We start from the raw sequence: 13,704 nt of genomic DNA on the forward strand, positions 1-13,704 counted from the left end.
CGCGCTCCCGGGTCACTACGTGCGGGCGTACGGTTCCCGGTCGGGGCGCGGGGTGTGGGCAGGAGCCCTCAACCTGGGGTCAACTCCGGTCGGACTGCGGCGAGTTTCGGCCGAAGCCGCGCTCTGGAATGCCTGCCGGGAAGCCGGCGCGCCACGGGCTCCGGAGTTCCCCGCACTGGCGGACCACAAGTGGTGGCCGTCCACCGGATGTGGCAGAGATGGAGTGGCGGAGAGCGACGGCAGGCAGTGACGGAAGGGCCGGACATGCAGGAGCTCGCGATCATCGAGGCACCGTCCGTCCTCGGCCTGCGGCCGTCCGGGGTCCAGGAGCTGCCGACGGCGCTGCTCGACGCCGGCCTGCTGAACGGTCTCGATGCGGTACGGACCGGCCGCGTCGAACCGCCCGCCTACGACCCGACGCGGGACCCCGTCACCGGAGTCCTCAACCCCCAGGCCATCGCGGAGTACTCCGCCCGACTGGCCGACGCGGTCGGAGACGTCCTCGGCCACGGCCGTTTCCCCGTCGTGCTCGGCGGAGACTGCAGCATCCTGCTCGGCAACCTCCTCGCCCTGCGCCGCCGCGGACGCCACGGCCTGCTGTTCCTCGACGGCCACACCGACTTCTACCAGCCCTCGGCCGAGCCGTACGGCGAGGCGGCCTCGATGGACCTCGCCCTGGCCACGGGCCGCGGCCCCCGGCTGCTCACCGACCTCGAAGGCCGCGGCCCCCTGCTGCGCGACGAGGACGTCGTGGCCCTCGGTTTCCGCGACGCCGACGAGTCGGCCCGGGCCGGCATGCAGCCGCTGCCACCCGAGCTGCACGCGATCGACCTCGACGGCGTGCGCGCCGCCGGCGCCGCCACGGCAGCGCGCGGTGCGGTCGACCGGCTCACCGCCGGCGCGAGCACCGGGTTCTGGGTCCACCTCGACGTCGACGTCCTGGACGACGCGATCATGCCGGCGGTGGACTACCACCTTCCCGGCGGGCTGACCTGGGAAGAGCTGGAGAGCGTGCTGCGTACGGCACTGGGCGACCCGCGAGCCGTAGGCCTCGACGTCACGATCTTCAACCCTCGCCTCGACCCCGACGGCACCATCGCCACCCGGCTGGCCGAGTGCCTGCGCCGGGGACTGTCGGCACGGACGGATCGGGGGCCGCAGGACTGAGCGGGCCGCCGACGCATGCCGGAGACCGGTCAACTCCCGTGCCCGGCAAGGGGAGGTGTGATGTGGACGCCGCACGCCTGCACGGGACGCCGGAGCGCCGATGTTGCCGAACCGGCAACGAGGTTCGCGACGCCCGGGCGTGCGCCCCCACGATGGCGGCACGATGCGCCGAGCCTCGTCCTGCCTCCCGAGGAGGCGGTGCCCGGCGCCCACCGATCGGCACTTCCGGAGGAGCCATGTCGCACCCCGCCCAGACAACGGACGCCACACACCGCCTGGTACCCGCTCCCGCCGGAAGGCTCCATCTCGTGGAACAGGGGACAGGTCCGCTGGTCCTCCTCGTGCACGGCTTCCCGGAGTCCTGGTACTCGTGGCGCCACCAGCTGCCGGCGCTGGCAGCGGCCGGATACCGCGCGGTCGCCATGGACGTGCGTGGCTACGGTCGCTCGTCCAGGCCTGAGGCGGTGGACTCGTACCGGATGCTGGAGCTGGTGGAGGACAACGTCGCCGTGGTGGAGGCCCTCGGCGAGCGGTCCGCGGTGATCGTGGGGCACGACTGGGGCGCGACCATCGCCGCGAGCTCCGCGCTGCTGCGGCCCGACGTGTTCCGCGCGGTCGGGCTGCTGAGCGTGCCCTACACCCCGCCCGGCGGTCCGAAGCCGAGCGAGGTCTTCGCGCAGATGGGCGGCCCGGACGAGTTCTACGTCTCCTACTTCCAGCAGCCCGGCCGGGCCGAGGCCGAGATCGAGCCGGACGTACGAGGCTGGCTCGCGGGCTTCTACGCCGCACTGTCCGCCGACACCCGGCCGGCCCCCGACGCCCCGGACCCGCACTTCGTCGGCCCCGGCGGCACCCTGCGGGACAGGTTCCCCGCCGGCCGACTGCCCTCCTGGCTCGACGAGTCGGACCTGGACGTCTACGCGGGAGAGTTCGAACGGACCGGCATGACCGGTGCCCTGAACCGCTACCGCAACATGGACCGCGACTGGGCCGATCTGGCCGACCACACCGGCGCCCCCATCCCCCAGCCCTCGCTGTTCCTCGGCGGCGCGCTGGACGCCTCGACGACATGGCTGGCCGACGCGATCAAGGCCTTCCCCGCGACCCTGCCCGGCCTGCGCTCCTCACATGTCCTCGACGGCTGCGGCCACTGGATCCAGCAGGAACGCCCCAAGGAGACCAACGAACTGCTGACCGGATGGCTCGCATCCCTGCCGTCCCCGGAAAGCGCGTAGCTGCCACGGACCAACACGGACCAACACGGACCGGCACGGACCGGCACGGACCGGCACGGACCTGTGCGGTGCATCCCGCCCGCACAGGCTCAGGTCCCCACCGGAACCGGCCGCCGCAGCACATAGGCCGCCGCGCTCGAGACCAGGACGGTCATGCAGGCGATGAACACCAGGCCCGCGCCCTCCAACCCCATCAGTTCCGTCAGGACGCCCACGCCGATCACCGGAACCGAGATGCCCGTGTAGGCCACCACGAACAGCGTCGAGATCACCGCCGCCCGCTGCTCCGCCGGAGACGCCGCGGCGATCGCGGACAGTGCCCCGCGGAACAACAGCCCCTGCCCGGCCCCGCCGACGATCGCGCTCAGTACGACCAGCCACAGCAGGTCCCACCACAGTGCGCCCGCGAGCAGCGCCAGGCCGCCGATGAGCACGGCGCAGCCCAGCGGCAGCGATCGCCCCACCCCGACCGGGCCGACGGCCAGTTGCCCGGCGGTCGAGGCGAAGAAGGCCAGCGCGACGACCAGCCCGCTGACGGCGTGATTGCGTTCGTGGAGGGACTCGGCCAGGAACGCCGGGCTGACCGCCGTGAACACCCCGAACAGCGCGAAACCCGCGAACGAGGCGATCGCCGCCGGCGCGAACACCGCCCGCACCTGCGCGGGCAGGCTGGGCCGTTGCGGCCGTACGGTACGCAGCGACCGCCGCTCCCGTACGGTCTCCGGAAGCCACGCCAGCACGGCGACCGCGCACGCCACGAGCGCGAGGTGCACGACGAACGGCAGGTACAGCGGCCACGGAGCGTACTGCGCCAGCACTCCGGCGAGCAGCGGACCGCAGCCCAGCCCGCCCATGTTGGCGGCGGTCGCGATGAAGGTGGCCCGGGAGGCGCCGCCTTGCGGGGCCAGCTCCATCACGTACGCCGTCGCGGCCCCGGTGAGCAGACCGGCGGACAGCCCCGACAGCAGTCGCCCCGCGTACAGCCAGCCCAGCCCCGTGGCGCACAGGAAGCAGACGGCACTCGCGGCCGCGAACCCCAGTCCCGTCAGAATCACCGGACGCCTGCCCACGGTGTCCGAGGCATTGCCCGCCAGCAGCAGCACGCCGATGACGCCGAAGGCGTACACGGCGTAGACGACGGTGACCGTCAGCTCGGAGAAGCCGAACTTCTCCTGGTAGTGGCCGTACAGCGGAGTCGGCAGCGTGGTGCCGGCCATGCACACGGCGAACACCGCCCCGCTGAGCACACACGCGAGCCACCCTTGGCGATCACCGTCCATGCCGCCGACGGTAACCCCGCGCGCCTGACGGATGGACCGTCGGGCGGCGCCCGGCATGTCGCGTCGACGTCAGGCGTCGTACTCGTCGGGCAGCCGCAAACCGGGCCCGCCGACCTGCATTCCGAGCGGCTCCGCGCGGCCCTTCGGCTCCTCCCACACCTCCTGGCGGCCGAGCGCGGTGAGGTCGAGGTGCGGGTAGCCGTTGTGGAACTCCTCGATGCCGCGCCCGAACGTGGAGTACGTGTGGAAGACGCCGTCCCCGACGCGCAGGAACGCGCTGATCCCCGGGTAGTCGCCGCGCATGGCCTCCGACCAGGTCATTCCGACCTCGGCCAGCTCGGCCTCGGTGCGCTGGTCGACCTCGACCGGTGCGACCCGCTCGTCGACGGTGGAGTGGAAGTCGTAGTTGAAGTCGCTGCCGGCGGACGAATACCAGGGGAACGTCCACCCCATCCGCTCGCGGTACGCGGCGAGCTTCGCGTACGGCGCCCGGCTCACCGCAGCCAGCGTTGTGTTACGGACGTGCAGCTGCCGCAGCCTGGCGGGGAACTGGTCGGCCGCGGAGGAACAGCTCGAACAGCCCGTGTCGCGGGGGTGCTCGGTGCCGTCCGCGTCGATGTCGTAGGTCCACATGAAATGGTGCATGACGAGCTGGGGCCGCCCCTCGAACAGATCGAGCAGGCCGACCTGCCCGTCCGGCCCCTCGAAGGTGTACGGCTTGTCGACGCGCACCATCGGCAGCCGTCGCCGCTCGGCGTTGACCCGGTCGCGGGCCCGCGTGAGCTCCTTCTCCTTGGCCAACAGCTCCCTACGGGCGGCGACCCACTCCTCGCGCGACACCACCTCCGGCAGGTTCGCCATCGATGTCATACGAGTTCTCCCCACACATCAGGTGCCGGCGGACGAAGCGGGCACACGACCAGCTTGCTCCTGCCTCACCGGTGACGCATATCCGCGGTCGGGCCCGCTACGCACCTCGTGGGTCCTCCATCGGTCCACCCGACCCCCAGTCCTGCCCGCGCGAATGCGTAACCGATGGGTTACGCTTTCTCCGTGGACGAACTGACGGACGTGGCTGACGCGATCGCCGATCCCGTGCGCCGGGAGATCCTGGTCATGTTGCGACACGCTCCGCTGACGGCGGGCGAGATCGCCGCCGGGTTCTCCATCAGCCGGCCGGCGGTGAGCCGCCATCTGCGCGTGCTGCGCGAGAGCGGCCTCGTCCGGGACGAGCAGGCCGGACGTCATCGGCGCTATTCGCTCGACCGCTCCCGGCTGGGGCCTCTCACTGCCTGGCTCGCCCAGTTCGACACCCAGCGGTCCGACTGGTCGCAGCGTCTCGCGGCGCTGGAGACCGAGGTCCACCGGACGCGCCGGGACCGCACCCGTTCGACCCCCGCCGACACCCCGCGAACCGCGCACCAGGAGGACACGGCATGAACCCTGAACCCACCGGGCAGCTCGTACCCACCCCGACGGGGTACGACCTGATCCTCACCCGCACCTACCGTGCCCCCGTCGACGACGTCTGGGCGAGTGTCACCGAACCGGAGCGCACCGCCCGCTGGTTCGGCCCCTGGCGCGGCGAGGCCGGACCCGGCCGGACCGTCGAGGTGCAGCTGGTGTTCGAGGAGTCGGCACCCTGGTACCCGATGCGGATCGAGGCCTGTGAACCACCGCACCGACTCGCCGTCATGACGGATGACGCCGTCGGCTCCTGGTCCCTGGAGCTGGTCCTGGCCGAGGCCGACGGCACCACCGAGCTTCGGCTGATCCACCACCTCACCTCCACCGAACAGCTCGGCGAGACCGGCCCGGGCTGGGAGTACTACCTGGACATGCTCACCGTCAGCCGCACGGGCGGGCCCCAGCCCGAATTCGAGCAGTACTACCCGGCGCAGAAGGCCTACTTCGAGTCCCTGAAGTAGCCGGCAGCGGGGGCGGAGGCGGGGACGGGAGCGCTGCGTAAATCCGGTCGCGGCCCAGGAACGGCGGAACTACCCTCGCCTGGGCCGGTCTTGCCTGCTGATCGGACAGCAGGACAGGCCCGGGGGGTCGGTGCGAGGCGGGGGACAGCGCAAACTTGGACGGTACGGAACTCGTCGCGGCGGTGCGGCGCGGGGACGCAGAGGCCGTGCGGGCGCTGCTGGAGTCGGGAGCCGCCCCGGACACGGTCACGGATGACGGGCTGCCGGTGCTGTGCCTCGCGTTCACTGCTTTCGACGCCGGCGTCGCGCAGGCGCTGGTCGAGGGCGGCGCGGATCCGGACCGGGTGCTGCCGGACGGAACGACTCCGCTGGTCCGGGCGGTCGAGGGCGGTTCACCGGCGATGGTGGAAGCCGTCCTGGGCCGGGAGCCGCGACTTCGCCTGCCCGAGGCGGAACGGGAGCAGCTGCTGGCCCTGTCCCGGCGCCGACTCGGGCCGGGTGCGGAGGGCGAACTCCGGCGCAGGACGGGCGCGTCCGGCCCGGCCCGCCGGGTCCGGGTGCTGGACGACGAGTACGACCACGTGGAGCAGCTGACCCTCGGCGGTCGCACGGTCCGCGCCGGGCACAGCGCGATCCTCACGAACCTGGAGTGGGCCTTCCGCATCCTGACGCCCGTGGACGAGTTGGTGGCCAGGGCGGTGGCACCGCGCGATCCGGACCATGTCGCCTGGGCGTCCGTACGGTGGGTCCTCAGCGAACGCCGTAGCAAGCAGACGTGGGAGGCCGTCACGGCGCATCGGCACAGTCCGGATCCGCACCACCGCAGGTTCGTCGTCGACGTGATCTTCTGGTACGTGATGGGGCACGGGAGCTGGCGGAACTCCTACGAGAAGGAGTCGGCGGACCTGCTCGTCGCATGGACCGCCGAGGGTGAGGAGGACGCCGAGACCCTCGCCGAGGTGCTCCGCGTCCTCGGCGAGACGGAGCACCAGGAATTGGAAGCCGTCGGACTGCGGCACGCCGATCACCCGGACCCCCGTGTCCGCGCCCGGGTTCCCGACCTGCTGCTCCGCTGGGGAGCGCCCTCGCCTGGTTGGAGCCCGCAAGCCCGGGCGGCACTGCTGGTCCTTGCCGGGGACGAGGACTGGGGCGTGCGTGATCAGGCCGGCCGGGCGCTCGCTGCGGCGCAGGACGGCAGCCGCGAGGTCACGGACGCCCTCGTCGCGCTGCTGCGCGATCCGGTGGCCGCTGTGCGGGGCGCCGCCGCGGAAGCCGTCGCGCACTGTAGGGACAGCGCTGCGGCAGTCGCCGACGCCCTCGCGGCCCTCCTCGACGAGGACGAGTTCACGACGCGGCTCAACGCGGCCTACGGCCTTCTCCGGTGGGGCGACGCGCGCACCGAGGTGGCGATCAAGCGCGTCGGCTCGCTCTTCCGCCCCGGTTACGAGCACGACCACCGCCTCTCCGCGTTGTGGACCTGGCAGTGGGAACGGGACCACCCTCCGACGCCCACCTCGCAGTGACGGCCCCGGTGAACCCGGGTCAGGCGGACAGCACCGCCGAGATCAGCCCGTGGACCCGTTCCTCGATCGCGTCGCGGATCGGGCGAACGGCCTCGACGCCCTGCCCGGCGGGGTCGTCGAGCTGCCAGTCGAGATAGCTCTTGCCGGGGAAGACGGGACAGGCGTCACCGCACCCCATGGTGATCACCACGTCGGAGGCCTGTACGGCCTCGACGGTGAGGATCTTCGGGGTCTGCGCGGTGATGTCGATCCCGACCTCTGCCATCGCCTCGACGACCGCGGGGTTCACCTGCTCCGCGGGCGCCGATCCGGCGGAGCGAACCTCGATCCGCTCGCCCGCGAGGTGGGTGAGGAAGGCGGCGGCCATCTGGGAGCGGCCGGCGTTGTGAACGCAGACGAACAGCACGGAGGGGCGCGGGGTGAGGGTGCTCATGGGGGTCCTTGCAGGAGGAGGGGCTCAGGAGGGGGAGAGTTCGCGCTCGCTGTGCGAGGCGGCGGCAGCATTGCGGGCCCGGGCGGGGTGGCGGCCGTACACCACTGCGACGGCACCCAGTCCCAGTGCGGCGCCGACCAGTTGGGCGGCGACGAACGGGGCCACCGAGGTGGGGGCGATCCCGGCGAAGGTGTCGGTGAAGGCACGTCCCACGGTCACCGCGGGATTCGCGAACGACGTGGACGAGGTGAACCAGTACGCGGCCCCGATGTACGCGGCCACGGCCGCCGGGGTCACCGAGACACGGCCGATGCGTCCCAGGCCCAGCACGAGGAGGATCAGCCCGGCCGTGGCGACGACTTCGCCCAGCCACAGGTGACCGGCGAATCGCTCATGCGTGGAGAACCGCACCAGGGGCCTCGCGAACATTGCGTCGGCCAGGATCGCCCCGCCGATCGCCCCGGCCACCTGTGCGGGGACGTACGCGGCGACCTCTCGTGGGGACGGCCCGGTGCCGGCGCGGCGGCCCGTGAACCAGGCGGCCAACGTGACGGCCGGGTTGAAGTGCGCGCCGGAGACGGGTCCGAGCAGCGTGATCAGCACGGCCAGACCGAACACGGTGGCCAGGGAGTTGGCGAGCAGTTGCACGCCGATGTCGGGTGACAGCGCGGTGGCCTGGATCCCGGAGCCGACGACGACGGTGACCAGCAGCCCGGTCCCGAGTGCCTCCGCGGCGGTGCGGCGGCCGAGCGAGGCAGTCATGCGGGCACCTGACCGGCCTGCGGGGTGGTGAGGAATCCGGCCAGCCTGTCCAGCGCGCCCGGCAGCACCCAGTAGTACACCCACGTGCCACGGCGTTCGCAGTCGATCAGACCCGCCTGGCGCAGCAGCTTCAGGTGGTGGGAGATCGTCGGCTGGGACAGGTCGAAGGCGGGTGTCATCTCGCAGACGCAGACCTCGCCGCCCTCCCGGGAGGCGATCATCGACAGCAGGCGCAGCCGGACCGGGTCCCCGAGCGCTTTGAACACCTTGGCCAGCTCCGCCGCCCGCTCGTCGTCCAGCGGTGCGGACGCCAGCCGGCCGCAGCAGTCGCCGTCCGTGTCCTGGCCGATCACCGCGAGCTCTTGTTTCGACATGCCTCTATGTTGACGTTTTTCGATCCAAGGCGCAAGCTTGCATCAAAGAACATCAATACAAGCCGCTCCGGGGCGCGACCGTGCCCCGCCACCGAGGAGTCAGACATGACCGAGCAGTCCACTGACCTGCGTGAAACCGTCCGCATGCGATACGCCGCAGCCGCCGTCCAGGTCAGCGAGGGCGGCACCGCCTGTTGCGGGCCGCAGCCCGTCGAGGTCGACGAGAACTTCGGCTCGACCCTCTACGCCGCCGACGAACGAGACGCCCTGCCCGCCGAAGCGGTGGCCGCCTCCCTCGGCTGCGGCAACCCCACGGCCGTCGCCGAGCTCCGTGAGGGCGACCGCGTCCTCGACCTCGGCTCGGGCGGCGGCATCGACGTCCTGCTCTCCGCCCGCCGCGTCGGCCCGACCGGCAAGGCGTACGGGCTGGACATGACCGACGAGATGCTCCAACTCGCGCTCGGCAACGCCCGGAAGGCAGGCGCGACCAACGTCGAGTTCCTCAAGGGCACCATCGAGTCGATCCCGCTGCCCGCGGACACCATCGACGTGGTGATCTCCAACTGCGTGATCAACCTGTCCGTCGACAAGCCCGCCGTCTTCGCCGAGACCTTCCGCGTCCTCAGGCCCGGCGGCCGCATCGGCGTCTCCGACGTCGTCGCCGACGACACCCTCACCCCGAAGCAGCGGGCCGAGCGCGGCGACTACGCCGGCTGCATCGCCGGCGCCCTGTCGTTCGCCGAATACCGGCAGGGACTGGAGACCGCGGGCTTCACGGACGTCGAGATCACCCCGACCCACCCGGTCGCCGACGGCATGCACTCCGCCATCGTCCACGCCACCAAGCCCGCACCGGCGCAGTAGGTTCCCGCAGCGCGTCGCGCCCGGCCGGAAGCTCGCGTCCCAGGAGTGCGAGTGGGGACAGTGCCATGATCACCGGGGACAGCAGCATGCCTGCCGCCGTCACCAGGAGACTTGTGCGCAGCCCCCACTCCTCCGCGAGGAATCCGCCGAGCAGGGAACCGAGCGGGGTCAGCCCTCCGCCGACGAACGTGATCGTCGCGGCCGCGCGGCCCTGCATCCCGTCCGGAGTGACGGCCTGCCGGACGGCCATGACCGTGACGTTCACCAACTGGCCGCCCAACCCGAACACGAAGCCGACCGCCAGGAGAGCGGCGACCGTTGCGGCGGACGAGCCGTGCAGCGCGGGCACCCACAAGAACACGCCGTCGCCGAGTGCCGCCGCTCCCACGAGCACCGCACCATGACCGAACCGGCCCGGCAGACGCGCGGCCAGCAGTGAGCCCAGCAGCGCACCCGGTCCCACCGCCGCGAGCGCCAGCCCCACGACGGTGCCCGAAAGGTGCAGTTCCCGCGGCAGGAAGAGCAAATAGACGGTCATCACGGCCGCGAAGGAGAACTGGAAGGCGGCCGAGGCAAGGCAGACGGTCCGAAGTGCGGTACTCCGGGCGACGAAGCGCAGGCCCTCATGAATCCGCCGCCAGACCCGAGGGGGGTGTGGGTGTTCCGGGCGGTCGGGGAGCGATTCGGGTCGGCGGATCCGCCGGATCGACAGGAACGACAGCGCGAAGAACAGCGCGCTGGAGGCGGCGGCAATCGGCGCCGACAGCAGCGACACCAACGCACCGCCGAGCGCGGGACCGCCGATCTGCGCCGCGGACCGGCTGCCCTCGAGCGCGCTGTTGCCTCGCACCAGTTGGTCGCGTTCCACCAGTCGTACGAGAGACGCCTGGTAGGCCACGTCGAAGAACACGGACAGCGCCCCGACGGCGAAGGCGAGCGCAAGCAGGCCGGGCGGGCCGAGCCGGCCGAAGAGCCCGGCCAGGGCGGCGGCGCCCAGGGCCAGCGCCCGGCCGACGTCCGTGAGCACCATGGTCGTGCGCGTCCGCCACCTGTCCACCCACGCGCCGGCGAAGAGCGAGAGCAACAGGATCGGCGCCTGCCCCACCGCACGCAGGGCGCCCAACTGGCCCGCACTGGCGTGGAGCGTCAGGACGGCGAAGAGCGGCAGAACCACCAGACTTGCGTGTTCACCGAGTTGGGAGGCTGTCTGACCCAGCCAAAGTCTGCGGAAGTCGGGATTCCGCCACAGGCTCGACGGAGCAGGGCGACCGGAATCGGATACGCCGGAATCGGATGCGGGAGAGGAAACGGACGGCACGGGGGATCCCTTGGGTTGCCGACAACGAGGCCGTCACCCGGCGCACCACAGGTGCGCCGACGGTTCAGGCAGAGGAAAGCTCGCTGTGCCGCAACATCAAGGGCAGCACGCGATGACAGGCCGGAAACGGCCTACAACGTCAACGCGCGCCGGGAAGACCGACCATGTCTCAGCTCCTCGTGACTCACTCGCCGCACCCGGACCCTAGCCCTCGGCGGCCCGACGCGAAAGCCCGCCCCGCCCTCGACCCGGCGATGTACCGGCCGGCCGGCAACACGCCCGACGCGAGCCCTGGTTCGGCCATTCGGCCGCCGTCGGCTCGCGCGGCCTGCCGGGCCCCGATGTCGTTGTCACGGATGCGTGCCCGAGCCCCGCTCCCGGCGGTGGTGGTCGGGCGCTCGGCATGAAAGGACAACGCATGCGCGGATCTCGTCCCGTGAGGGCCCGTCGGAGAGGGGCCGTGGCCGTCGCCGCGACGATGGCCCTCTCGACGGCACTGGCCGGCCAACACCTCGCCGTGGCCGACGCCGGGCCGGCACCCTCGGTCCCGGCTCCTCGGCTGGCCTGGAAGCCCTGTCAGCTGAACACGGACTACGACTGTGCGACCGCGAAGGTGCCCCTGGACTACGCGAAGCCCCGCGGGCGCACCATCGAACTGGCGGTCGTGAAGCGCAGGGCCACCAACCCCGGACGGCGCATCGGCACCCTGTTCTTCAACCCCGGCGGGCCCGGCGGACCGGGAACGATCCAGTTCCCGCAGAACTACAAGGTCTTCCCGAAGGAGGTACGCGAGCGGTTCGACCTCGTCAGCTGGGACCCCCGGGGGATCGGCAACAGCACCGCGGTGAACTGCTTCGAGACCCCTGAGCAGGCCGCGGAGTGGAACGCGTCCCACCCGGTCGGCTTCCCGGTCGGCAAGGCGGAACGGCAGGCCTGGATCGACGCCTACCGGGAACTGGGCCGGCTCTGCAACGAGCGCGATCCGGAGCTGCTGCGCCACGTCGGGACGGTGGACACCGCCCGTGACCTCGACCAGCTGCGCCGGGCGGTCGGCGAGCAGAGGCTGACGTACCTGGGAATCTCCTACGGCACCATCCTCGGCGCCACCTACGCCAACCTCTTCCCCTCCCGGGTCCGTGCCATGGTCCTGGACAGCAACGTCGCCCCGGACGCGTTCACGAACAACGGCAACGACAACGCCCGGCTACCGGTCTTCCTGCGCACGGGCTCCGACCGGACCGGGGCAGCGACCCTCGCCAAGTTCCTCGACCTGTGTGGAGCCGCGCCCGCCCGCAGGTGCGCGTTCTCCGCAGGCAGCCCGGCAGCCACGCGGAAGAAGTGGGACAGGCTGATGGACCGTCTCCGGGAGCGTCCGGTGGGTCCGTGGACCTATGCCAGGACCGTGGCCGATTCCATCAACCACCTCTACGTGGTCCACCCCGGATGGACGGAACTCGCCGTCCTGCTCCAGGAACTGTGGGAGGGCCGCGAGCCGGGCCCGGCACCCGCCCCGCCCGCCGATCCGCTTCCGTACCCGGTCCCCTATCAGGGCGAGGAGCAGGCGGCCGCCGTGGAGTGCGGAGACACCCCCAACCCCCGCAACCCTTACGTCTACCACCAGCTGGAAGAGGCCAGCGCCGCCCGTACCGGCGCCGCCGGACGCTTCTGGACCTGGGCCGCGGAACCGTGCGCGACCTGGCCGGCCGTATCCGCGTACCGCTACAGCGGCCCGTGGAACAGGCCGACGGCCCCCATCCTGGTGGTCGGTACCTACTACGACCCCTCCACCCCGTACTCGAACGCCCAGGACATGGCCAAGGAACTGGCCAACGCACGGCTGCTCACCAACACCGGGTACGGGCACACCGCCCTGCTGAACCCCAGCCGCTGCATCAACGCGCACGAGAGCCGTTACCTCATCGACGGTGTCCTCCCGCCGCCCGGAACGAGGTGCACACAGGACGCACCGCCCTTCTGAGCGCCGACACCCGAGCATGGTGAGAGCCCCGGACCACACCGTCCGGGGCTCCTCGGCGACGTGAGGCTCAGAACGTCCGCTGCAGCAGATCGAGCAGCGCCGCCCAGTGCCGCTCGTCCGCGGCCTTGTCGTACGCGGCGGTGTCGGCCTGCGTGTATCCGTGGTGGGCACCTTCGTAGACCTCGTACCGGTGGCGTACCCCGGCCGCGGTGAGTGCGGCGGCGAGGCGCTCCATCTGCTCGGGAGGCATCGAGTGGTCGGCGTCGGCGTGGCCGAAGTACAGCTCCGCGGTGACGTGTTCGGCGGCCAGATGCGGGCTGTCCGGCGCGTCGGTCGCCAGCTGCCCGCCGTGGAAACCGGCCGCGGCGGCCACCCGCTCCGGGTAGGCGCCGGCGGTGCGCAGGGCGAGCCGCGCGCCCATGCAGTAGCCGGTGAGGGCGACGGGACCGTCTGCGAACTCCGGCCGCTCCGCCATCCAGCGCAGATAGGCGCCGGCGTCCCGCACGGCCAGGTCGGGCGTCAGGGACTGCATGACCGGGCCGATGCTGTCGAACAGCCCGGGCCGCGTGGCGGGGTCGATGAACTCGGGCAGATCGAACACCGGGCTGCGCCCGTGCCGGTAGAAGACGTTCGGCACGAGGACCGCGTACCCGGCGCCGGCGAGCCGGTCGGCCATCGACCGCAGGTGCGGACGCAGCCCGAAGGCGTCCTGGTAGAGGAGGACGCCCGGCCGGGGAAGTCCGTCGCCCGGGTGGGCCAGGTAGGCGTCGGCTGCACCGTCCTCGGTGGGGACGTCCACGTCTGTTCCCTGTACGGAGGTCATGGGGGTTGCCTCTCTGCGC

The 13,704-nt window shown here is 71.8% G+C and carries 14 protein-coding genes; 7 read left to right on the plus strand and 7 right to left on the minus strand.

Features of this window, described 5'->3' with window-relative positions:
• The first annotated feature begins 264 nt into the window (after positions 1-264).
• Complete coding sequence (locus OG331_RS45620) at positions 265-1,167, plus strand: arginase family protein (protein WP_406208623.1); 903 nt, start codon at positions 265-267, stop codon at positions 1,165-1,167.
• Between the two features lie 236 nt (positions 1,168-1,403).
• Positions 1,404-2,402, plus strand: coding sequence for an alpha/beta fold hydrolase (locus OG331_RS45625; RefSeq protein WP_406208626.1), 999 nt, complete (start codon positions 1,404-1,406; stop codon positions 2,400-2,402).
• A gap of 89 nt (positions 2,403-2,491) precedes the next feature.
• Here the strand turns inward: OG331_RS45625 and OG331_RS45630 are convergent, their stop codons facing one another.
• Positions 2,492-3,682: an MFS transporter gene (locus OG331_RS45630; protein WP_406208629.1), complete on the minus strand. Its 1,191-nt coding sequence runs from the start codon at positions 3,680-3,682 to the stop codon at positions 2,492-2,494.
• 69 nt (positions 3,683-3,751) lie between these two features.
• Positions 3,752-4,552: a DUF899 domain-containing protein gene (locus OG331_RS45635; protein WP_406208631.1), complete on the minus strand. Its 801-nt coding sequence runs from the start codon at positions 4,550-4,552 to the stop codon at positions 3,752-3,754.
• Between the two features lie 183 nt (positions 4,553-4,735).
• Here OG331_RS45635 and OG331_RS45640 point away from each other — a divergent pair, with 183 nt between their 5' ends.
• From OG331_RS45640 to OG331_RS45650, 3 genes are all read left to right on the plus strand, one after another.
• A complete protein-coding gene (locus OG331_RS45640) occupies positions 4,736-5,122 on the plus strand; it encodes a metalloregulator ArsR/SmtB family transcription factor (protein ID WP_406208634.1) in 387 nt (128 codons plus the stop codon).
• On the plus strand, positions 5,119-5,610 hold the full coding sequence (locus OG331_RS45645; protein ID WP_406208637.1) for an SRPBCC family protein: 492 nt from the start codon (positions 5,119-5,121) through the stop codon (positions 5,608-5,610). The genes OG331_RS45640 and OG331_RS45645 overlap by 4 nt, the downstream gene beginning before the upstream one ends.
• Before the next feature lie 155 nt (positions 5,611-5,765).
• Positions 5,766-7,133, plus strand: a complete 1,368-nt coding sequence (locus tag OG331_RS45650) for a HEAT repeat domain-containing protein (RefSeq protein WP_406208640.1) — start codon at positions 5,766-5,768, stop codon at positions 7,131-7,133.
• Between the two features lie 19 nt (positions 7,134-7,152).
• Here the strand turns inward: OG331_RS45650 and OG331_RS45655 are convergent, their stop codons facing one another.
• The 3 genes from OG331_RS45655 to OG331_RS45665 are packed head-to-tail and all read right to left on the minus strand — an operon-like array spanning position 7,153 to position 8,702.
• Complete coding sequence (locus OG331_RS45655; RefSeq protein ID WP_406208643.1) at positions 7,153-7,566, minus strand: arsenate reductase ArsC; 414 nt, start codon at positions 7,564-7,566, stop codon at positions 7,153-7,155.
• Positions 7,567-7,590: 24 nt separating this feature from the next.
• Positions 7,591-8,328: an aquaporin gene (locus OG331_RS45660; protein WP_406208645.1), complete on the minus strand. Its 738-nt coding sequence runs from the start codon at positions 8,326-8,328 to the stop codon at positions 7,591-7,593.
• Positions 8,325-8,702, minus strand: a complete 378-nt coding sequence (locus tag OG331_RS45665; protein ID WP_406208647.1) for an ArsR/SmtB family transcription factor — start codon at positions 8,700-8,702, stop codon at positions 8,325-8,327. Before OG331_RS45665 ends, OG331_RS45660 begins: the two co-directional genes overlap by 4 nt.
• Before the next feature lie 105 nt (positions 8,703-8,807).
• On the opposite strand from OG331_RS45665, the gene arsM reads away from it, so the two are divergent.
• Positions 8,808-9,566: an arsenite methyltransferase gene (gene arsM / locus OG331_RS45670; protein WP_406208650.1), complete on the plus strand. Its 759-nt coding sequence runs from the start codon at positions 8,808-8,810 to the stop codon at positions 9,564-9,566.
• On the opposite strand, the gene OG331_RS45675 is transcribed toward arsM, so the two are convergent.
• Entirely contained in the window at positions 9,490-10,815 is a 1,326-nt protein-coding gene (locus OG331_RS45675) for an MFS transporter (RefSeq protein ID WP_406210761.1), read from the minus strand. The genes arsM and OG331_RS45675 overlap by 77 nt on opposite strands.
• 529 nt (positions 10,816-11,344) lie before the next feature.
• Between OG331_RS45675 and OG331_RS45680 the strand changes: the two genes are divergently transcribed.
• Entirely contained in the window at positions 11,345-12,862 is a 1,518-nt protein-coding gene (locus tag OG331_RS45680; RefSeq protein WP_406208653.1) for an alpha/beta hydrolase, read from the plus strand.
• Between the two features lie 67 nt (positions 12,863-12,929).
• Here OG331_RS45680 and OG331_RS45685 read toward each other — a convergent pair whose 3' ends face one another.
• A complete protein-coding gene (locus OG331_RS45685) occupies positions 12,930-13,685 on the minus strand; it encodes a dienelactone hydrolase family protein (protein ID WP_406208656.1) in 756 nt (251 codons plus the stop codon).
• Between the last annotated feature and the right edge of the window lie 19 nt (positions 13,686-13,704).

It is taken from the genome of Streptomyces sp. NBC_01017, assembly GCF_045162795.1.
Classification (GTDB): Bacteria; Actinomycetota; Actinomycetes; order Streptomycetales; family Streptomycetaceae; genus Streptomyces; species Streptomyces machairae.

What these genes read in the sequence shown, in the direction of transcription:
- OG331_RS45620 (WP_406208623.1), top strand. Translation starts at nt 265, where the DNA reads ATGCAGGAGCTCGCGATCATCGAGGCACCGTCCGTCCTCGGCCTGCGG.
- OG331_RS45625 (WP_406208626.1), top strand. Translation starts at nt 1,404, where the DNA reads ATGTCGCACCCCGCCCAGACAACGGACGCCACACACCGCCTGGTACCC.
- OG331_RS45630 (WP_406208629.1), bottom strand. Translation starts at nt 3,682, where the DNA reads ATGGACGGTGATCGCCAAGGGTGGCTCGCGTGTGTGCTCAGCGGGGCG.
- OG331_RS45635 (WP_406208631.1), bottom strand. Translation starts at nt 4,552, where the DNA reads ATGACATCGATGGCGAACCTGCCGGAGGTGGTGTCGCGCGAGGAGTGG.
- OG331_RS45645 (WP_406208637.1), top strand. Translation starts at nt 5,119, where the DNA reads ATGAACCCTGAACCCACCGGGCAGCTCGTACCCACCCCGACGGGGTAC.
- OG331_RS45655 (WP_406208643.1), bottom strand. Translation starts at nt 7,566, where the DNA reads ATGAGCACCCTCACCCCGCGCCCCTCCGTGCTGTTCGTCTGCGTTCAC.
- OG331_RS45660 (WP_406208645.1), bottom strand. Translation starts at nt 8,328, where the DNA reads ATGACTGCCTCGCTCGGCCGCCGCACCGCCGCGGAGGCACTCGGGACC.
- OG331_RS45665 (WP_406208647.1), bottom strand. Translation starts at nt 8,702, where the DNA reads ATGTCGAAACAAGAGCTCGCGGTGATCGGCCAGGACACGGACGGCGAC.
- arsM (WP_406208650.1), top strand. Translation starts at nt 8,808, where the DNA reads ATGACCGAGCAGTCCACTGACCTGCGTGAAACCGTCCGCATGCGATAC.
- OG331_RS45685 (WP_406208656.1), bottom strand. Translation starts at nt 13,685, where the DNA reads ATGACCTCCGTACAGGGAACAGACGTGGACGTCCCCACCGAGGACGGT.